Origin of the sequence: Streptosporangium carneum, assembly GCF_027922005.1 — a bacterium.
GTDB classification, from domain to species: domain Bacteria; phylum Actinomycetota; class Actinomycetes; order Streptosporangiales; family Streptosporangiaceae; genus Streptosporangium; species Streptosporangium carneum.
The window spans coordinates 20,425-39,775 of record NZ_BSEV01000013.1 but is presented as its reverse complement, the minus strand read 5'-3'; the positions used below and the strand labels follow the sequence as shown (position 1 = coordinate 39,775).

The 19,351-nt window shown below is 69.5% G+C and carries 23 protein-coding genes; 3 read left to right on the top strand and 20 right to left on the bottom strand.

Annotation, left to right across the window (positions count from 1 at the left end):
• Window positions 1-59: 59 nt before the first annotated feature.
• A complete protein-coding gene (gene rplM, locus PKF00_RS25560) occupies window positions 60-503 on the bottom strand; it encodes a 50S ribosomal protein L13 (protein WP_271220166.1) in 444 nt (147 codons plus the stop codon).
• Between the two features lie 419 nt (window positions 504-922).
• Between rplM and PKF00_RS25555 the strand changes: the two genes are divergently transcribed.
• The 3 genes from PKF00_RS25555 to PKF00_RS25545 all read left to right on the top strand — a co-directional run bounded on the left by PKF00_RS25555 (window position 923) and on the right by PKF00_RS25545 (window position 6,569).
• Complete coding sequence (locus PKF00_RS25555; RefSeq protein ID WP_271220165.1) at window positions 923-1,660, top strand: CAP domain-containing protein; 738 nt, start codon at window positions 923-925, stop codon at window positions 1,658-1,660.
• Between the two features lie 323 nt (window positions 1,661-1,983).
• Window positions 1,984-3,114, top strand: coding sequence for a hypothetical protein (locus tag PKF00_RS25550; protein WP_271220164.1), 1,131 nt, complete (start codon window positions 1,984-1,986; stop codon window positions 3,112-3,114).
• 1,664 nt (window positions 3,115-4,778) lie between these two features.
• Window positions 4,779-6,569 (top strand): hypothetical protein, encoded by a 1,791-nt coding sequence (locus tag PKF00_RS25545; RefSeq protein ID WP_271220163.1) that lies wholly within the window; start codon window positions 4,779-4,781, stop codon window positions 6,567-6,569.
• Window positions 6,570-6,702: 133 nt separating this feature from the next.
• Here the strand turns inward: PKF00_RS25545 and PKF00_RS25540 are convergent, their stop codons facing one another.
• The 19 genes from PKF00_RS25540 to rplR all read right to left on the bottom strand — a co-directional run bounded on the left by PKF00_RS25540 (window position 6,703) and on the right by rplR (window position 19,350).
• Window positions 6,703-7,767: a tRNA pseudouridine synthase A gene (locus PKF00_RS25540; RefSeq protein WP_271220162.1), complete on the bottom strand. Its 1,065-nt coding sequence runs from the start codon at window positions 7,765-7,767 to the stop codon at window positions 6,703-6,705.
• 84 nt (window positions 7,768-7,851) lie between these two features.
• Window positions 7,852-8,385, bottom strand: a complete 534-nt coding sequence (gene rplQ / locus PKF00_RS25535; protein WP_271220161.1) for a 50S ribosomal protein L17 — start codon at window positions 8,383-8,385, stop codon at window positions 7,852-7,854.
• 85 nt (window positions 8,386-8,470) lie between these two features.
• Window positions 8,471-9,487, bottom strand: a complete 1,017-nt coding sequence (locus PKF00_RS25530; protein WP_271220160.1) for a DNA-directed RNA polymerase subunit alpha — start codon at window positions 9,485-9,487, stop codon at window positions 8,471-8,473.
• Between the two features lie 98 nt (window positions 9,488-9,585).
• Window positions 9,586-10,212, bottom strand: a complete 627-nt coding sequence (gene rpsD / locus PKF00_RS25525) for a 30S ribosomal protein S4 (RefSeq protein WP_030912875.1) — start codon at window positions 10,210-10,212, stop codon at window positions 9,586-9,588.
• A gap of 20 nt (window positions 10,213-10,232) precedes the next feature.
• Window positions 10,233-10,637 carry a 30S ribosomal protein S11 gene (gene rpsK / locus PKF00_RS25520; protein WP_020542285.1) on the bottom strand — a complete coding sequence of 135 codons (405 nt, stop codon included), beginning with the start codon at window positions 10,635-10,637 and terminating at the stop codon, window positions 10,233-10,235.
• Between the two features lie 45 nt (window positions 10,638-10,682).
• Entirely contained in the window at window positions 10,683-11,063 is a 381-nt protein-coding gene (gene rpsM, locus PKF00_RS25515) for a 30S ribosomal protein S13 (RefSeq protein ID WP_271220159.1), read from the bottom strand.
• A 210-nt stretch (window positions 11,064-11,273) separates the two neighbouring features.
• Window positions 11,274-11,387 carry a 50S ribosomal protein L36 gene (rpmJ, locus tag PKF00_RS25510; protein ID WP_003956441.1) on the bottom strand — a complete coding sequence of 38 codons (114 nt, stop codon included), beginning with the start codon at window positions 11,385-11,387 and terminating at the stop codon, window positions 11,274-11,276.
• A 24-nt stretch (window positions 11,388-11,411) separates the two neighbouring features.
• Complete coding sequence (gene infA, locus PKF00_RS25505; RefSeq protein WP_012887858.1) at window positions 11,412-11,633, bottom strand: translation initiation factor IF-1; 222 nt, start codon at window positions 11,631-11,633, stop codon at window positions 11,412-11,414.
• Window positions 11,634-11,818: 185 nt separating this feature from the next.
• Entirely contained in the window at window positions 11,819-12,385 is a 567-nt protein-coding gene (locus PKF00_RS25500) for a class F sortase (RefSeq protein ID WP_271220158.1), read from the bottom strand.
• A 178-nt stretch (window positions 12,386-12,563) separates the two neighbouring features.
• Window positions 12,564-13,070, bottom strand: a complete 507-nt coding sequence (locus tag PKF00_RS25495; protein ID WP_271220157.1) for a hypothetical protein — start codon at window positions 13,068-13,070, stop codon at window positions 12,564-12,566.
• 409 nt (window positions 13,071-13,479) lie between these two features.
• Complete coding sequence (locus PKF00_RS25490; RefSeq protein ID WP_271220156.1) at window positions 13,480-13,956, bottom strand: hypothetical protein; 477 nt, start codon at window positions 13,954-13,956, stop codon at window positions 13,480-13,482.
• Between the two features lie 106 nt (window positions 13,957-14,062).
• Window positions 14,063-14,509: a DUF1707 SHOCT-like domain-containing protein gene (locus tag PKF00_RS25485; RefSeq protein ID WP_271220155.1), complete on the bottom strand. Its 447-nt coding sequence runs from the start codon at window positions 14,507-14,509 to the stop codon at window positions 14,063-14,065.
• Between the two features lie 36 nt (window positions 14,510-14,545).
• A complete protein-coding gene (gene map, locus PKF00_RS25480) occupies window positions 14,546-15,364 on the bottom strand; it encodes a type I methionyl aminopeptidase (protein ID WP_271220154.1) in 819 nt (272 codons plus the stop codon).
• 124 nt (window positions 15,365-15,488) lie between these two features.
• Window positions 15,489-16,139, bottom strand: coding sequence for an adenylate kinase (locus tag PKF00_RS25475; RefSeq protein ID WP_271220153.1), 651 nt, complete (start codon window positions 16,137-16,139; stop codon window positions 15,489-15,491).
• Window positions 16,139-17,455 carry a preprotein translocase subunit SecY gene (gene secY / locus PKF00_RS25470; protein WP_271220152.1) on the bottom strand — a complete coding sequence of 439 codons (1,317 nt, stop codon included), beginning with the start codon at window positions 17,453-17,455 and terminating at the stop codon, window positions 16,139-16,141. The genes PKF00_RS25475 and secY overlap by 1 nt, the downstream gene beginning before the upstream one ends.
• A 194-nt stretch (window positions 17,456-17,649) precedes the next feature.
• Entirely contained in the window at window positions 17,650-18,105 is a 456-nt protein-coding gene (gene rplO / locus PKF00_RS25465; RefSeq protein WP_271220151.1) for a 50S ribosomal protein L15, read from the bottom strand.
• 2 nt (window positions 18,106-18,107) lie between these two features.
• Window positions 18,108-18,290: a 50S ribosomal protein L30 gene (rpmD, locus tag PKF00_RS25460; RefSeq protein ID WP_012887849.1), complete on the bottom strand. Its 183-nt coding sequence runs from the start codon at window positions 18,288-18,290 to the stop codon at window positions 18,108-18,110.
• A gap of 3 nt (window positions 18,291-18,293) precedes the next feature.
• Window positions 18,294-18,926: a 30S ribosomal protein S5 gene (rpsE, locus tag PKF00_RS25455; RefSeq protein ID WP_271220150.1), complete on the bottom strand. Its 633-nt coding sequence runs from the start codon at window positions 18,924-18,926 to the stop codon at window positions 18,294-18,296.
• Window positions 18,927-18,966: 40 nt separating this feature from the next.
• Complete coding sequence (gene rplR / locus PKF00_RS25450) at window positions 18,967-19,350, bottom strand: 50S ribosomal protein L18 (protein ID WP_271220149.1); 384 nt, start codon at window positions 19,348-19,350, stop codon at window positions 18,967-18,969.
• Window position 19,351 lies beyond the last annotated feature (1 nt).

The following is a 19,351-nucleotide window of genomic DNA, read 5'->3' as shown; positions in this document are numbered from 1 at the left end:
TTACTTTCCTACTCGGCGTCGGCCGTCGGCCAACGCTGCTGGCGATAAGCAGCTGGTGGCTACTGGGCGATCTGGGTGAGCTCGAAGGGCACCGGCTGCTGGGCCTGGTGCGGGTGCTCAGAGCCCGCGTAGACCTTGAGCTTCTTGATCATCTTCCGGCCGAGGGCGTTCTTGGGGAGCATGCCCTTGACGGCCTTCTCGATGGCGCGGTCCGGACGCTTCTCCATGAGCTCGCCGTAGGTCACCGAACGCAGACCACCGGGGTAGCCCGAGTGACGGTACGCCTTCTTCTGCTCAAGCTTGTTGCCGGTCAGGGCGACCTTGTCGGCGTTGATGATGACGACGAAGTCACCGGTGTCGACGTGGTTGGCGAAGATCGGCTTGTGCTTACCGCGAAGCAGGATCGCGACGTGGCTGGCCAGCCGGCCAAGCACGATGTCGGTGGCGTCGATGATGTGCCACTGACGCTCGACTTCGGCAGGCTTGGGTGTGTACGTGCGCACGGTCGTATGCCTTCTTTGCTCGCGTCTTCGGCGCTGTCGGAGATGACAGCAACATGGTCGGTAGGTGCGGGCACACGACAGCCCGGACCTTCCGTCTCCCATGACTCAGGAGATGACGCCGGACGCGCCGCGCATCGGTCTGCGGAGGAGACCAATTCGCACACAACGAACTAGGAGCATACCGACGGAAGTGAGCGCGGGTCAAAAAGACGCGGCTCTCCACCGGTGTCCCCGAGCAGTTTACCGGCAGCGGAGACCGTCAGGGGACCGCCACGCCTCGCCCGCTCCCAACCTTCACAGAACGGTTCCGACACGTTCTCGACATTCTCTTCTTCCCCACCACAAACATCTCTATCTTTGGCAGCGGAATGTGGCAGCCCACTCACCTCAGAGACACCCATCGGACCAGCCTGCGCCGCATGGGGCTGTTCGCGTGTCTGATGACGGTGCTGCTCCTCGGGTATCTCATCGGCCGCGGAACCCGCGACGAGGAGGCGCCCAACCAGATCTACCTCAACAACGCCGGGCCCGCCAAGCCCACGCAGACCGTCACGACCAGGAACGAGGGCTCCGACCGCCGTCCCTCCCTCGGCAGGGTCGTCCGCCCGACCGCCGCCCCCGCGACCCCGAGCACGCGTCCCAGCCCCCAGGCCACCCGGCCCCGCCGCCACTCGGTCGACGACCTCAGCGCCGACAACGGCCCCCGCTACATCATCGGCGGGGAGACCCAGGGCTACAGCGGGGGCCGCCAGGACGCCGGCACCTCCGCCTCCCCCCTGAGCTCGCTGGAGAGCGAGTTCGTCCGGCTCGTCAACATCGAGCGGAAGCGGTCGGGCTGCGCGCCGTTCCGGATCGACAGGCGGCTGGTCCACTCGGCCAGGGCCCACTCCGCGGAGATGGCCGCCAGCGACCTGTTCTCCCACAGCTCCCCGGACGGCAGGTCGCCCTGGCAGCGCATGGAGGCCACGGGCTACCGCAACGGAGGCGCGGAGAACATCGGGCGGGGCTTCGCCACGGCGACCCAGGCGGTGCGCGGCTGGCTGACGAGCAGCAGCCACCGGGGCAACATCCTCAACTGCGCGCTGACCGCGACCGGCGTCGGCGTGATGGGCGGCCCGGGCGGCCCCTGGTGGACCCAGGACTTCGGCTACTCCTGAGCGATCACCCGTGAACAGGCTTGGGCGCGTCGGTGTCTGGACTGAGGCCTGGCTTGGGCGCGTCGGTGTCCGGACTGAGGAACGCAGGAGCGTAGCGACGGAGTGACGAGGGGAAGACGCCGACCCGGGGGCGCCCAGGCCCGCGACGCGCAGCGTCGCAGTGAGACAGCAGGAGCGCAGCGACGGAGTGACGAGGGAAGACACCGACCCGGAAGCGCCCAAGCCCGCGACGCCGCCAGGCGTTGCAAACAAACAGGTTTGGGCGCGTCGGTGTCCGGACCAACGCCGCCAGGCGTCGCGACGAACAGAGATAGTCTCTGCCCATGGGTTTTCCGGGGGAGCCGCCGCGCCGCCAGCCGTACGTCCAGCCGGACGGGCAGGTGCCACCCGCGCAGGGCGAGCGCTGGTTCGACTCCGCAGCACAGGGCCACACCCCGCAGGCGCAGGGCTCCTTCCCCGCCTCCGCGCCGTACGGCCACAGTCCGCAGCCACAGGGCTCCTTCGAGTCCGCGCCGTACGGCCACAGTCCGCAGGCGCAGGGCTCCTTCCCCGGGTCCGCGCAGCACGGCCGCCCCCCGCAGGAGCGGGGCTCCTTCGAGTCCGCGCCGTACGGCCGCGCCCCCGAGAGCGCCGCCCCGGGGCGGGCCGCCGATCCCTCCGAGGCGGCCAGACCGCCCGCGCCGCCGGAGGAGCCGCGGCGGGCGATGTGGAGCCCGTACGACGAGGGCCCGCGCTCCCGGCGGCCGCTCCTCATCGTGGCGGGCGCGCTCGGCGTGCTCGTCGCCGCGGGATTCGGCCTGGCCGCGCTCGTGAAGTCGGAGGGCTCCTCGCCGTCCGGTACGGCCAGCGCGCCGGCGCAGGCGTCCGCCCCCCCCGTCGTCCCGCAGAGCCCCGGCGGCAAGTTCGGGTTCGCCGCCTCCCGCGCGACCGACCCCCACCCGCTGACGCTGGGTGAGATGTTCAAGCGCAAGAAGGTGTCCTACAAGGGTCAGAGCTATCTGATGACCGTCCGCAGGACCGACAAGAAGTGCAAGGACGCGGTGGTCGGCGACAAGCTCCAGAAGGCGCTCGCCTCCGGCAAGTGCACCCAGCTGCTGCGGGCCAGCTTCCGCGACGCCTCCGGGAAGATCATCGGAACCGTGGGCGTCGCCAACCTCAAGACGTCGGCCGCGGCGGCCAAGGTCGTCTCCGCCGGAGCCGGCAAGTCCCGGAAGGAATACCTCAAGGCGCTGCCAGGTAAGGACAAGGTCACCAAATCTCTCGGCTCGGGCGAGGCGTTCGCGGGCGGGTGGCGGCACGGGCACTACGTCGTGATGGTCTGGTTCCAGTACAAGGACGGGCACCTGCCGAAGAAGAGCGAGGTCAAACAGCTGAACCAGGCGGCTTTCGGGGCTGTGGACGCGACCGTCACCCCCGCCCTCGAGTCGCGTTCACTGACGGGTAAGCGGCCCTGACCAAAGGTTCAAGCGGGGGTTTCCCAGGATAAAACTGGCGGGCGATACGGCCAGGAACGCCCATACCCACGTGACGATCTCCGGCTATCGCTACGCTTCCACGTATGCGTGGCCAGGAATCCGGGTCCGAGCACGAACGCGAAGCCGACGGTTCGGCCGCACCGGCGACGCCGCCGCCGAGTTTCGGCCAGCCTTCGCCGCACGTGCCGCGGACCGATATCACAGGTGACGACCGGTTCTATGATCTTCCGGCATGGCCGGAGCCCGCGCCGGGGGCGGCCCAGCCGTGGATGGTGCCCGGTGACGACGGCGCGCCCTACGACTGGTTCTCCGACCCGGAAGACGATCCTCCCGCCCCGTGGCCGGGCGCGCCCCGGCCCGGCGCGTCACCCGGATCGCCGTCAGGAGCGCCGTACGGAACACAGCCGGGCTCGCCGCCCGGGGCACAGCAGACCGGGTCGCCGTCCGGGGCACAGCACGGAGCGGGGCACGGAGCGGGGCAGGGACCGGGATCACCGCCCGGGCAGTGGCCCGGCTCCTCCGCGCCGACGGAGCCCCGGGCACAGGGATGGGCCGACAGCCCCCATGTGGTGCCCGCCGTCATCTCGTGGTCCGACACCCCCGCCCCCGGCGAGCCGAGTCCGCCGTGGACCGGCGGCCCCCCGACTTCCGGCCCCGGCCGGCCGGGGCCAGGCGGCCCCGCCCCCCACGGACAACCGGCCCCGCCCCCGTGGACCGGCTCCCCCGTGCCTGACGGCCCTCCCGCACAGCCGTGGAGCGGTTCTCCCACCCCCGACATCCCCTCCGCGCCGCCCTGGACTCCCCCTCCCCTGGCCGACGCCCCGGCCCCGCCTCCGTGGACCGGCTCCCCCGCACCCGGCGAACCGCCCACACAGCCGTGGACCGGCCCCACCACGCCCGAAGGGCAGGGCGCGCCCCCGTGGGCCGGCTCCCCCGCGCCCGGCGAGCCTTCGGGGCCGGGGTGGAACACACCGCCCGCCCAGGGCGAACCCGCCGGGCAGCTCCCCCTCCCTGCCTCACCGGTCCCGCAGGGGTCGGCAGGACCGTCCTGGACGGACTCCCCGCCGCCTCCCATGCCTCCAGGGGCGTCGTGGCCCGCCTCCGCGGGCCTCGGCCACGAAGCGCCTTCCCGGAGCGGTGAGAAGCCGTCGGGCCCTCCTCCTTCGACGCCTTCTCCGGCGGACGGACCGGCCGTGCCGCCGTGGAACGGATCGACCTCCCCGGCCGACCCGTCGGCTCCGCCGCCGTGGGCCGCCCCCGAAGGACAGGCTCCGCCGTCATGGGGCGCCCCCGTCCCCGAGGGACAGGCTTCTCCGCCGTGGGTCCCGCCCATCCCTCAGGGACAGGGTCCGCCGCCGTGGGTTCCTCCTGCCCCTGCGGGGCAGACCGCGCCGCCGTGGAGCGAATCCTCCGGCGACCCGTCGGCCCAGCCGCCGTGGACCTCGTCCGGACCCGGCGTCCCCTCCGGACCCGGCGTCCCCTCCGGGCCAGGATGGAACGCCCCGCCCCTGCCCACCGGGCAGCCAGGACCGGCGTGGGGTGCTCCGCCCGTTCCCGGCGGCCCCTCGGAAGCCCGGCCCGTCCACGACGGGCCCTCGGGAACGCCGCCGTGGGCGATCCCGTCCACCGGCGCGGACCGTCCCGTGCCCGCAGGCCCCCTCCAGCCCGACACCCCGCCGTCCACGGCGCCGATCGTCCCGGGGGCGCCGCCGTGGCAGCCGCCCCCGGCCTTCACCGCGGCCGCGGCGGGCATGCAGGTGTGGCCGTCCTCTGGGCCAGACGCGCACAGCGCTCCCCAGTGGCCCGCGGCCACCGGGGAACCGGTCTGGTCCGACGGGGAGGAGACGACGGGCAGGCCCGGCGAATCCGGCGACGTCCCCGTCTGGCCGCCGTCCACGGTCCACGACGACGCTCCGGCGGAGAACACCGTCAACGTCCGTGCGAACGGACCCGCCGTACCGGCTCCTCAGGAGCGGGCCGACCTCGCGCGGGCCTCCGAGCCCGGCGCGCACACCGCAACCTCCTCTGCGGCCTCCTCGGCCGGGTACGCCCCGTCCGCGCCCCCGTCGGAAAGAGCCGTGCACACCGCCGACGTGACGTCGCCCGTGGAACCGGGCGCGTACGGCCCCGCTCCCGTGCCGTCCGCGGAGAGCGGGCAGGCGCAGGCGCACGCCCCGGGGCGCCACCCGGCCCCCGCGCCGTCAGCCGGCCAGGAACACGCCCCGGCTTCCTCCCCCGACCTCGGACACCCTCATGGCCCGGCGGCCCCGCCTTCGCCGGGAACGGGTCACCCCTCGGGCGAAGGGCCCACGCAGGGCGCGGGACACCCGCCGGAGGCCGCCCAGCAGGGCGGCTCCACGCCTGTCGCGCAGGAAGCGTCCTCCCCGACGCCCGCGTCCTCCGCCGAGCAGGTCACGCACGCCTCCGCGCCGCTCTCCGAGACGACGCAGCGCCTCCCGGCCCCTCCCGCCTTCCTCTCACGCCCCGCCGAGCCCGACGCCCCCTCGTCCCTTCCCGAGTCGGGCGACCAGCCGACCCCGCCCGGAGGCATACCGGTGGTCTCCTCACCGTTCCCGCCCGCCGTAGGGAGAAGAACCCAGCCCCTGCCCGCTCCCCCCGCCACGTCCGGCGAGGTGGTGCCGCGTGGTCCGTTCACCCCGCCGTCGGCGGTGGTGCACGAGCTGCCGCCCGCCCCCGCCGCCCCACCGCCCCGTAAGCGGGGCAACACCATCCTGATCGCGGCCGTGGTGACACTCGTGGTCGGCGGCACCGGCACCGGCGCCTTCTTCGCCTACCAGTCGTTCAGCGCGAAGAGGTCGGCCAGCGCGGAGGCCCCGATCCCCACTTCCGAGGCCATCGACCCCACGGAGGACCCGGGAAGCCTCCCCGAGCCCGACCCGGTCAACACGGAGATCCTCAACTCCGAGAAGACCGACCCGGGCAAGATGACGGTGGAGGACGCCTTCACCAAGAAGGTGACCCTGGCCGGAGGCACGTTCGTCCGGGTCAAGACCGACGTCACCCAGAAGTGCGACGAGGCGGCCGCGGGCAGGTTCGCCAGCACGCTGACCGGCCAGGACTGCCGCAGGGTGCTGCGGGCCACGTACGTCGACAGCAAGCGGAAGTACGCCGTGACCACGGGAATCGCGGTCATGCCCAGCCTGCAGTCGGCCGTGGAGGTCGACCGGGCCAAGAACCTGGGCAGCAACCTGTGGTTCAGGGGCCTGCAGGGGACTCCGGGCAGCGGGGCCGAACGCGTCCACATCGCGGGCGGCTACGCGGCGGGCCTGGTGTGGGGCCGCTACATCGTCTTCAGCTACGCCACCTTCAGCGACGGCCACACCCCGACGGCGAAGGAGAAGACCCTCGGCAAGGTCAGCGGCGCCTTCAGGGACGAGACCGCCAAGGTCGTCGAACGCCGCGTGACGGGCTGACCCGAGAGTCGCGCGCCGGGGGGCCTGACACCTGCCACGTGAGGCCCCTCCCGGACGAGCGTCGGCGACAGGCCGGACCGAACGCCCTCGCGGGCGGCCCCGGCCTCACCGTCCCGCCCGGCAAGCGCGCTCCTCAGACGCCGAGCGTGCGCACCCGGCGGGTCTCCGCGGCCCGCCGGGCCAGTTCCGCGCCCTCCGGGTAGCGCACCTCCTCCAGACAGAGGCCGTGCGCGGGCGCGACGTGCACCCCCGAGTCCCGTACGGCCCGCGTCAGCACCTGCCCCGGCCAGTCCACCGGCAGACGGCCCTCCCCGACCGGGAGCAGCGACCCGACGAGCGCCCTGACCATCGAGTGGCAGAAGGCGTCGGCCACCACCGTCGCCACCAGGAGGTCTCCCTCCCTGACCCAGTCGAGCCGCTGAAGCTCGCGGATCGTGGTCGCGCCCTCGCGTTTCTTGCAGAACGCGGCGAAGTCGTGCTCGCCCAGCAGCGCGGCGGCGGCCGCGTTCAGCCTGTCGAGGTCGAGCGGACGGGGATACCAGACGACCTCGTGGCGGCGGAGCGGGTCGCCCCCGCCCTGCGCGTCGCAGACCCGGTAGGCGTACCGCCGTGACATGGCCGAGAAGCGGGCGTCGAAGCCCTCGGGGGCCGTCGTGACGCGGTGGACCCTGACGTCGGGGGGCAGGATCCCGGCGAGCCGTTTGAGAAGGAGCGGAAGGCGCTCGGCGACGCCCTGCGGCGTTCCGGCCTCCGAGGGGGCGTCGGCGGGGCCACCGGCGAGGACGCCCCCGGGAGGGGCCTCGACGGCCAAGGCCCCGTGGGGAGAGGTCTCGCCCAGGGAGGTGCCGCCGACCGAGGCCTCGCGGGAAGAGGTCTCGCCGGGGGAGGTGTCACCGGCGGAGGTCCCACGGTAAGAGGTCTCGACGGCCGGGGCCTGACCGAGGGACCCTCCCCTGCGACGCCTGATCTCCAGCACGCCGAACGCGTCGGCCTCCAGGTCCACGTGGGCCACCTGGCCCCGGGCGTGGACGCCCGCGTCGGTCCGTCCCGCCACGGTCAGCGCGGGCGGTTCCGGAAGCCTGAAGATCTTGCCGAGCGCCTCCTCGATCTCCCCCTGGACCGTTCTGCGTCCCGGCTGCTTGGCCCAGCCGGAGAAGTCGGTGCCGTCGTAGGCGAGGTCAAGGCGCAGCCGTACCACGATGTCGTCCCTCCCGAGAGAACGAGAACGGGCCCGGCACCTCCCGCGAAGGGGTGCCGGGCCCGTTCACAGGGCCTGAGAAGATCAGGCGTTGTCCTTCTTGGCCTCGGTCTCCTCGGCGACCTCGGTGGTCTCCTCGGCGGCGGCCTCGGGGGCCTCCTGCTCCTCGGCGACCTCCGCGGTCTCCTCGGCCTTCGGCTCCTCCGTGGCGGCGGGAGCGGCGGCGGCCGGGGCCTGGCGGGTGGTGGTGACCGTGTTCAGCGGCTCGGACACCAGCTCGATGACGGCCATGGGGGCGGCGTCGCCCTTGCGGAGGCCGATCTTCGTGATGCGGGTGTAGCCACCGGGACGCTCGGCGAAGGTCGGCGCGATCTCGGTGAAGAGGTGGTGGACGACGCCCTTGTCACGGACGACCGTCAGCACCTGGCGACGGTTGTGCATGTCGCCCTTCTTCGCCTTGGTGATCAGCTTCTCCGCCAGCGGGCGCAGGCGCTTGGCCTTCGCCTCGGTGGTCTTGATCCGGCCGTGCTGGAACAGCTGGGTGGCGAGGTTCGCCAGGATCAGCCGCTCGTGAGCCGGGCTGCCGCCGAGGCGGGGACCCTTGGTGGGCCTGGGCATTGCGTTCTCCTTGAGAGTTAACCCGCCGCGGCCGTACGAGGTACCGCGGTCAGGCCGGGGATCCGTGGATCCCCGTCAGTGAAAATCAGTACTGCTCGGTCTCGACGTAGGCGCTGTCGTCGTCGTCGTAACCGCCGCCGGCCACCGCGCTCGGGTCGAATCCGGGCGGGGAGTCCTTGAGCGCGAGCGTCATCTCGTGCAGCTTCTGCTTGACCTCTTCGATGGACTTCGCGCCGAAGTTCCTTATGTCGAGAAGGTCCTGCTCGCTGCGGGCCACGAGCTCACCCACGGTGTGGATGCCCTCGCGCTTGAGGCAGTTGTAGGAGCGGACGGTGAGGTTCAGCTCCTCGATCGGCAGCGCCAGGTCGGCGGCCAGGGCCGCGTCCGTCGGCGACGGGCCGATGTCGATGCCCTCGGCCTCGACGTTGAGCTCCCTGGCCAGGCCGAACAGCTCGACGAGGGTCTTGCCCGCGGAGGCCACCGCGTCGCGGGGCTTCATGCACGGCTTGGTCTCGACGTCCAGGATCAGACGGTCGAAGTCGGTGCGCTGCTCGACACGGGTCGCCTCGACCTTGTAGGTGACCTTGAGGACCGGCGAGTAGATGGAGTCGATCGGAATACGGCCGATCTCCTGGCCGGGCTGCTTGTTCTGCGCGGCGGAGACGTAACCGCGACCGCGCTCGACGGTCAGCTCCATCTCGAGCTTCGCCTTGCCGTTCAGCGTGGCGATGCGCAGCTCGGGGTTGTGCACCTCGACACCGGCCGGAGGCGCGATGTCGGCGGCGGTGACGTCACCGGGGCCCTGCTTGCGCAGGTACATGACCACGGGCTCGTCGTGCTCGGAGGAGACGACCAGTTCCTTGAGGTTCAGGATGATGTCGGTGACATCCTCCTTGACGCCCGGAACGGTCGAGAACTCGTGCAGCACACCCTCGATGCGGATGCTGGTCACCGCCGCGCCCGGAATGGACGACAGCAGCGTGCGGCGCAGCGAGTTGCCGATGGTGTAGCCGAAGCCCGGCTCCAGCGGCTCGATGATGAACTTGGACCGGGTCTCCTCGATGGACTCCTCGAGGAGGGTGGGACGCTGAGCGATCAGCATGTGGGATCTCCCATTGCATGGCGACGCCCGCTATTTGACGTCGCTCGAACAACAGCATAGGTGCCGTACGGCGAACCGCACGGCACCCGCTAGAGCCACTACTTGGAGTAGAGCTCGACGATCAGCTGCTCCTGGACCTGGGTGTCGATCTGCTGACGGACCGGGAGCTGGTGGACCAGGACGCGCAGGGCGTCGGGGACGACACCCAGCCACGCCGGGTAGGTCTTGTCACCCGCGGTCGCACGGGCGACCTCGTAGGGCAGAAGGTTGCGCGACTTCTCGCGGACCTCGACGATGTCGTGCTCGCGCACGCGGTACGACGGGATGTCGACCTTCTTGCCGTTCACCAGGATGTGGCCGTGGCGCACCTGCTGGCGGGCGGCGTCGCGGGACTCGGCGAAACCGGCGCGGTAGACCACGTTGTCGAGACGGCTCTCCAGGATCTGGAGGAGGTTCTCGCCGGTCTTGCCGGTCTTGCGGTTGGCTTCCTCGTAGTAGTTGTGGAACTGCTTCTCGAGGACGCCGTAGATGCGGCGGGTCTTCTGCTTCTCACGAAGCTGGAGCTGGTACTCAGACTCCTTGGGACGGCCGCGGCCGTGCTCACCCGGCGGGTAAGGACGGATCTCGATGGGGCACTTCGCGGACTCGCACTTCTTGCCCTTGAGGAAGAGCTTGGTCTTCTCCCTGCGGCAGAGCTTGCAGTCCGCACCCGTGTAACGAGCCATTTTCTATCTTCTCCTGGGCGTCAGACGCGACGGCGCTTGGGCGGACGGCAGCCGTTGTGCGGCACGGGGGTGACATCCTGGATGGAGCCAACCTCGAGGCCGGTCGCCTGAAGCGAACGGATCGCGGTCTCACGGCCGGAGCCGGGGCCCTTGACGAAGACGTCGACCTTGCGCATGCCGTGCTCCATGGCGCGGCGGGCGGCGTTCTCCGCGGCCATCTGCGCGGCGAACGGGGTGGACTTACGGGAGCCCTTGAACCCGACGTGGCCCGCGCTGGCCCAGGAGATCACGTTCCCGTTCGGGTCGGTGATCGAGACGATCGTGTTGTTGAACGTGCTCTTGATGTGGGCGTGCCCGTGAGCGACGTTCTTCTTTTCCTTGCGGCGCACCTTCTTCGGGGCACCCTGGCGGCTCTTAGGAGGCATTGTTTGCCTTCACTCCTGAGGTCTTCGGTCCTGCGGCTACGCGGACTACTTCTTACCGGGCTTCTTCTTGCCGGCCACGGTCTTCTTCTTGCCCTTGCGGGTACGCGCGTTGGTCTGCGTGCGCTGACCGTGCACGGGAAGGCCACGGCGGTGCCGGATGCCCTGGTAGCACTGAATCTCGATCTTGCGACGGATGTCGGCCTGGACCTCGCGACGGAGGTCACCTTCGATCTTGAAGTTGGCCTCGATGTAGTCGCGCAGCGGCACCAGCTCTTCGTCCGTGAGCTGGTGGACCCGCAGGTCGCCGTTCACGCCGGTGGCCTTGAGGGTCTCGAGCGCGCGGGTGCGGCCGATTCCGTAAATGTAGGTGAGAGCGATCTCCAGCCGCTTGTCGCGGGGGAGGTCGACGCCAACCAGGCGAGCCATGGTCGGGCATTCTCCTTCGTTGTGGCGGAGGTCCTACGCCTCACGTCCCCTCCCCATGCCCGGGGTGAGGGCCCCGGCCTCCGACCGGGGGTCTCCTGCGGGGTACGGCCGAGGCCGCCTGCGCAGGTGTGGAGCGCGATTACTTTGTGGCCCGACATAGGTCGAGTCCGCCACCGATGTGCGGACTCCTTGCGGACCTGTTTGCTGTGACTAGCCCTGACGCTGCTTGTGGCGCAGGTTGTCGCAGATCACCATGACGCGACCGTGCCGGCGGATCACCTTGCACTTGTCGCAGATCTTCTTGACGCTCGGCTTGACCTTCATAGTCCTTATTCGTCCCTCAGACGCTTATTTGTATCGGTAGACGATCCGCCCACGACTGAGGTCGTAGGGGCTCAGTTCGACGACAACCCTGTCGTCAGGAAGGATTCGGATGTAGTGCATCCGCATCCGCCCGCTGATGTGGGCCAGGACCTTATGGCCGTTATCGAGCTGCACCCGGAACATCGCGTTCGGGAGCGACTCAACCACAGTGCCCTCGATCTCGATGGCGCCGTCTTTCTTGGCCATGTCCCTCGCGTTTCACTGATCGGTCGTCTGAGGCTTCGGAACACTAAGCAGCCGCGACCCAGCGCTTCGATGAGAGCGGCGGTTGCGACACCGCCGATGCGCAATGGTCATAGTGAACCGAAGAAGGAGTGTACGGCACCGGGCGAGAGAATGCGAAACAGACGGCCGGCACCTTGACACAACCGCTACTCAGAATACCGCAGATCCGAGACGAGATACCCCGCCCGGTACAGCGCGTGGACGATCACGTTGTCGTCGTAGGACCGTCTCGCCTGGTCGAAGCTGCCGCCACAGGTGACGAGCCTGAGCCGCCGCCCGTCGGTCGGACCGTACACCCGGTCGGCGGGGAAGCGGTCCTTGGGAGCCTGCTCAAGACGCTCGACCACGAAGACGGCCACGGTGCCGTCGGCGCGGACCACCCCGACGGAGTCCCCCGCCTCGAGCTCGCCGAGCCTGGCGAAGACCGCGGGCCCCGTCCGGGTGTCGAGGTGGCCGACGACGACCGCGGAACCGCGCTCCCCCGGGGTCGGGCCGAGGCCGTACCAGCCCGCGGCGTCGGCGTGGTCGAGGGGCGGCACGGCGAGCCCGCCGTCGTCCTCGATCCCGAGCACCACGAGCGGGGCGTTCACCCCGATGCGGGGGATCACGACACGCGTCGGCTCCGCGCGGCCCAGGTCCCGCGAGAGCGGCGCGGGCCAGCCCGGGCCACCGAGTCCCGCGAGGTCCGGCGAGACGCCCGCGTCGGCGCCCACAGGGCGTTCTCGCCCCTGCTCGCCGGAAGCGCCTCCTGACGCCCTCGGGGGCGGTGCGCCGCAGCCCGCGACCAGGGTGAGGCACACCAGGGCGCGGGCGAACAGGATGGATCCGTGCCCGCAGGAAGCGCGGTCCCGCCGATGATCCGCGCGAGCGGTCCCCTGCGGGCACGGAGGTCTAGTGATCGCCCCACCCGCGACGCCCGCGTGTCAGCGCGAGCCCCGCCCCCAGCGCCGTGACGACCATGGCCAGCGCCGCGAAGAGCCAGGCCGTGCGCGCGGCTCCGTCGGAGACCCCCGTCGCGAGGCCGCCTCCCCCGGTGTCGGGAGCGGTCGTCGGATGGAGGTCGTCGACGACGAAGGTGCCGTTGTACGGGCCGCCCCTGACGCAGCGGACGGTGATGGCGTAGGTGCCCGGCGCGGCGTGGGAGCTGATGCGGGCGGTGCCGCGCATCGTGTCGGCGCGTTCCCTCAGCCGCGCCGAGGTCGCGCTGAACGCCGCCGAGTAGGCGGTCGCCGGGGCGACGCAGGTGTCGGCCGAGATGTCCACGGACTGTCCGGGGCGGACCGTCGACGGCGTCACCCGCACGTCCCCGGTCCAGGCGGCTCCACCCGCGAACGCGAACGTCGCCGCGACGCCCGCCAGGACTCCGGCCGACGCCACGGGGTCTCGCCTGAGGCCCATCACCCACCCCCACCGCACGGCGTGCCCAGACACCGATGATCTACCCTGCCCCACCTGCCCCAACTGGCGCCGACGGTAAAGATCTGACACAACGCGAAAAGCCCTCCGATGACCTGTGACCTGGTCGTCGAAGGACTTCTCACAACGCGCGAACGGCGCCGGGACCCCGCCTGCGCTCCTCACCCCCGGCCCCGCCGGTGTCCTACCAGGGACCCGGCTCATCTCCACCGGGTGGGACTGGTTGTCGGCTTGGGCGCGTCGGTGTCTGGACTGAGGAACGCAGGAGCGAAGCGACGGAGTGACGAGGGAAGACACCGACCCGAAAGCGCCCAAGCCCGCGACGCCGCCAGGCGTCGCAAATAAGCAGGGCCCGCGACGCCGCAGGCGGCGCAATCAGAAGGCGGCGCGATCAGAAGGCGTCGCCCCAGGAGCCGCAGTCGTCGAACTTGCCGTCGCCCTCGCAGACGCGGATCTTGAAGTCGTCGAAGCCGTTGCTCTTGCGGAAGCCGCCGAACCTGTCGAAGTGCAGGCCGCCGAAGGTCTTGTAGACCTTGACGTGGCTGCCGGAGTTGTCGTGCCACTTGAACCACACGTAGCTGTACTCGCGGTCGTGGTCCCGGTCGGTCAGGTCGCCGAAGAACCAGTAGCGACCGTGGTCGTTGTACCAGTACCCCTTGAAGGAGGAGCGCCCGCCGAAGCTCTCGCCGCCGCCGAAACGCGAGTAGTAGGGGCCGAAGAAGTGCTTGGTGAACCCCTGCGCCCCCTGGGCCGAGATCGCGCTCCCCTGCGCGGCTCCGGTCGCGGCCTGGGCGGGGGTGGCGGTGAGGCCCGCGGCGAGCGAACCGGCGAGAGCGGTGCCCACGAGAAGAGTGCGGATCTTGCTCATGTTTCCTCCTGGTAAGGATGTCCGGCGTTCCGGACACCGCTCACGTTAGGAAGATTCGCCCCTTACCTCTGTGGAGGAATACACACTCAACGCCCAGAGTGCACTATTACCGGTTCGACTTGTCGCTCACGCCGGTGACGAAGGTGGTGAGCAGCAGCACCACGCCCCACGGCCCCATCACCCACAGCGGCCAGGGATAGGGGAAGTCGAAGCCGTCGGTGACGCCGAGGATGAGCCAGATCGCCCAGTTGACGCCGCTGGCCGTGGCCCAGGTGGCCCACATCGCCGCCACGCCCCTGCGCTGCGTCCTGCGCCCCTTCATCCGCCAGTCGGAGGGCTCGGGCGAGGTCTCGGGCAGCCGCCGGAGGTCGACGTCGGGAAGGTCGGAGGTGAGCCTCGCCAACTCGCCGTAGGTTTTGCTGGAGTAGAGCTGCTCGAGGCGCTCGTCGAACTCCTCGGAGTTCAGCCTGCCCTGGGCGTAGTGCTCTCGCAGGACCCCCGCGATCTTGTCCCGGTCTCCGTCGGAGGCCCGCATCTCCGGCCCAGGCGCCATCGCCGACCCCATCCGCTCGTCGGCGGGCAGCGTGCGCTAGCCCGCGTCTCCCAACAGTCCGGTAAGCCGCTCTTTACCCCCATCAAGGGCGGTCAGTACCCAAGGTCCATTATGTGTCACCGCAACGCTGTGCTCGAAGTGCGCTGACGCCTTGCCGTCGACGGTGACGACCGTCCACTCGTCGGCGAGCACCTTGGTCCTGTCGGTGCCGAGGTTCACCATCGGCTCGACGGCGAAACACATGCCGGGCTCGAAGCGCGGCCCCCTGCCCGGCTTGCCGTGGTTGGCGACCCACGGATCCATGTGCATCTCGGTGCCGATGCCGTGCCCGCCGTACTCCTGGGGGATGCCGTACCGCCCCTGGGAGCGGACGTACTTCTCCACCTCGTGACCGATGTCGGACAGGTGGCGGCCGACCGTGAGCGCGGCGATGCCCCGCCACATGGCCTCCTCGGTGACCCGCATCAACTCGGTCAGCCGGGGGTCGACCTCGCCGACGGGGACCGTGATGGCCGAGTCGCCGTGCCAGCCGTCCAGGATGGCGCCGCAGTCGATGGAGATGACGTCGCCCTCCTGCAGCGCGCGCCTGCTGCTCGGAATGCCGTGGACCACCTCGTGGTTCACGGACGCGCAGATCGTCGCGGGGAAACCCTGGTACCCCTTGAAGGAGGGGATCGCGCCCTCGTCCCGGATGGCCTTCTCGGCGATCCCGTCGAGGTCGAGCGGCGTCATGCCCGGCCGCACGCTCTCGCGGAGCAGTTGCAGGGTCCGGCCGACCACCAGGCCCGCCGCCCGCATCTTCTCCAGTTGCTCGGGCGTCTTGATCTGGATTCCGTGCTTGTTCTTCTTGAACACGTGCGCACCCCCTGGGGTGATTCAACGGGCAACATGGGGACCCCAATTCCCCCGATTGTGCCCTAAACGACAGCACGCCACCCATGGAGATGCCATGGATGGCGTGCCGGAAAGACATCTGTCCCTAGCCGGCGAAGGGGCGCAGGGCCTCCATCGCTCGCTGGGTCACCTCTTCCACGGGACCGGTCGCGTCCACCCCGACCAGGATGCGCTCCTGGGCGTAGAAGGACACCAGCGGAGCGGTCTGCTCCTGGTAGACCTCGAGGCGGTGCCGGACGGTGTCTTCCTTGTCGTCGTCGCGCTGGTAGAGCGCTCCGCCGCAGGCGTCGCAGATGTCGTCCTTCTTGTCGTCGAAGTCGACGTGCCAGATGCGCCCGCACTGGCTGCAGGTCCTGCGACCGGCGAGCCTGCGCACGACCTCCTCGTCGTCGACGACGAGCTCCAGGACGATGTCCAGCGTGACACCGAACTCTTCGAGCATCTTCTTCAGGATCTCGGCCTGGGGCACGTTCCTGGGGAAGCCGTCGAGCAGGAAGCCGTCCTGCGCGTCGCTCTCGGAGAGACGGTCACGGACCATCGCGATGGTGACCTCGTCGGGCACGAGGTCGCCACGGTCCATGTACTCCTTGGCAAGCTTGCCGAGCTCCGTGCCGCCCGAGACGTTGGCACGGAAGATGTCACCTGTCGAAATCTTCGGGATGGACAGGTTCGATGCGATGAACTGGGCCTGTGTCCCCTTACCCGCTCCGGGGGGCCCGACCAGGACGAGACGCACTACTTCAGGAAGCCTTCGTAGTTGCGCTGCTGGAGCTGGCTCTCGATCTGCTTCACGGTGTCAAGGCCGACACCAACCATGATGAGAATGCTCGTCCCTCCGAACGGGAAGTTCTGACTCGCGCCGACGAGGGCGAGCGCGACGATCGGCACCATGGAGATCAGCCCCAGATAGAGCGCACCAGGAGCGGTGAGTCGCGTGAGCACGTAATTCAAGTACTCAGCCGTCGGCCGGCCCGGGCGGATGCCCGGGATGAACCCACCGTACTTCTTCATGTTGTCGGCGACTTCAACGGGGTTGAAGGTAATGGACACGTAGAAGTAGGCGAAGAAGACGATCAACAGGAAGAAGGTGATCATGTAGGCCGGGGTGTCGCCCGTGACCAGGTTCTGCTGGATCCACTGCACGACCGCGTTCGGCTCCTCCTGGGAGTTGCTGAAAAGGGTCGTGACCAGCTGCGGAAGGTACAGAAGCGACGAGGCGAAGATCACCGGGATGATGCCCGCCTGGTTCACCTTCAGCGGGATGTAGGTCGAGGTGCCGCCGTACATCCGGCGTCCGACCATGCGCTTGGCGTACTGGACGGGCACCCGGCGCTGGGCCTGCTCGACCATGACGACCAGGGCGATCATCGCGATTCCTGTGATGATTACCACACTGAAGACGAACAGGCCCTTGGTGCGGGCGATGGTCATCAGCTCGACCGGGAAGACCGCGATCACCTGGGTGAAGATGAGGATGGACATGCCGTTGCCGACGCCGCGGTCGGTGACGAGCTCGCCCAGCCACATGATGACGGCGGTGCCCGCGGTCATCGTGAGCACCATGGTGATGATCAGGAAGACGTTGTTCTTGTCGAGCAGGATGTCCTCACGGCACTGCGGGAACAGCTGCCCGGTGCGCGCGAGGGCGATGAAGGCGGTCGACTGGAGGATCGCCAGGCCGATCGTCAGGTAACGCGTATACTGTGTGATCTTGGTCTGGCCCGCCTGGCCCTCCTTCTTGAGGGCTTCGAGGCGTGGGATCACCACGACCAGGAGCTGAAGAATGATGCTCGCGGTGATGTACGGCATGATGCCGAGTGCGAACACCGACAGCTTCAGCAGGGCGCCACCGCTGAACAGCTGCACCATTCCATAGATGTTGCCCGCGTCTCCGGCCTGCGCCTGGTTGAGACAGCGGCTGATGTTCTCCGTATGCACACCCGGGGTCGGAAGCACCGAACCCAGTCGGAACAGCGCGATGATGCCCAGCGTGAAGAGCAACTTATTGCGCAGGTCCGGCGTACGGAACGCTCGGGTAAACGCGGTCAGCACGGTCCCTCCTGCGCGCCTGAAAGGCGAGGTCGGTCAGCGATGGTGCGGGGGTGGTCCATCTTTGCTATCTCTAGTCAGCGAGCTCACGGAAATGAGTTAGTCCCACTGTCCAGCGAACTCTAACGCACTACGGGCGCGGGGGCCCATAATGAGCCCCCGCGCCGCGTATTTCATTCGTGTATACAGCTTCTCGCCTACAGCTCGGAGACGGAGCCCCCGGCGGCGGCGATCTTCTCCTTGGCGCTGGCGGAGAAGGCGTGCGCCTGCACGTTCAACGTCACGGAGATGTCACCGGTTCCCAGGACCTTCACGAGCTGGTTCTTGCGGACCGCGCCCTTGGCGACCAGCGTCTCGACGGTGACGTCGCCACCCTCGGGGAACAGCTCGCCGAGCCTGTCCAGGTTGACGACCTGGTAGGTCGTCTTGAACAGGGCGTTGGAGAAGCCCTTCATCTTGGGCAGGCGGCGCTGGAGCGGAACCTGGCCACCCTCGAAACCGAGGGGAACCTTGTTCCTGGCCGTCGTGCCCTTGGTGCCACGACCGGCGGTCTTGCCCTTGGACGCCTCGCCGCGACCCTTGCGGATCTTGGCCTTGTTGGCGCCGGGAGCCGGACGCAGGTGGTGGATGCGGAGCGGGGTGTTTTCTGCCATGTCTAGTCGACCTCTTCCACGGTGACGAGGTGCGTCACCACGGTGACCATGCCGCGGATCTCCGGGCGGTCCTCCTTGACGACGACGTCGCCGATTCGCTTCAGACCGAGCGAACGCAGCGAGTCACGCTGGTTCTGCTTGCCGCCGATCTTCGAGCGGACCTGCGTGATCTTCAGGCGTGCCATCGGTTAGCTCACCGCCTTGGCGGCCGCGGCCTCGGCGAGACCCTCGGCGCGAGCCTTGAGCATCGCCTTGGGGGCGACGTCCTCGATCGGCAGGCCACGACGGGCCGCGATCTCCTCGGGGCGGCTGAGGCCCTTCAGAGCGGCCACGGTGGCGTGCACGATGTTGATCGGGTTGTCCGAGCCGAGCGACTTGGACAGCACGTCGTGGATGCCGGCGCACTCCAGCACGGCGCGCACCGGACCACCGGCGATGACACCGGTACCGGGCGACGCCGGACGGAGGAAGACCACGCCCGCGGCCTCCTCGCCCTGCACGATGTGCGGGATGGTGCCCTGGATGCGGGGCACCCTGAAGAAGTGCTTCTTGGCCTCTTCGACGCCCTTGGCGATGGCCGCGGGGACTTCCTTGGCCTTGCCGTAGCCGACGCCGACCATGCCGTTGCCGTCACCGACGATGACGAGGGCGGTGAAGCTGAAGCGACGACCACCCTTCACGACCTTGGCCACTCGGTTGATCTTCACAACGCGCTCGATGTACGAGACGCCCTTGTCAGCGTTGCCACCGCGGCGATCGTCACGACGACCGTCACGCCGCTCGCCACCGGCGGCGCCACCGCGACGCGGAGCTCCAGCCATCAGTGGTTCCTCTTCTCGTTGCTCTTGTTAGGACGGGCCATCAGAACTCCAGCCCGCCTTCGCGGGCGCTGTCCGCGAGGGCCGCCAGGCGACCCGCGTAGCGGTTTCCGCCACGGTCGAACACGACCGCGGTGATCCCGGCGGCCTTGGCCCGCTGAGCGAGAAGCTCGCCGACCTGCTTCGCCTTGTCGGTCTTGGCGCCCGGCGCGGTGCGCAGGGAGGCGTCCATGGTGGAGGCGCTCACCAGCGTGTGGCCCTGGGAGTCGTCGACGATCTGCACGAACAGGTGTCGCGTGGAGCGGTTGACGACCAGGCGCGGACGCTCGGTCGTGCCGACCACCTTCTTGCGGACTCGGCCGTGGCGACGGGCCCGCGAGACGGCGCGGGCGGCCGTGTGCTTGCCGAACGCAGTCTTGCCAGCCATG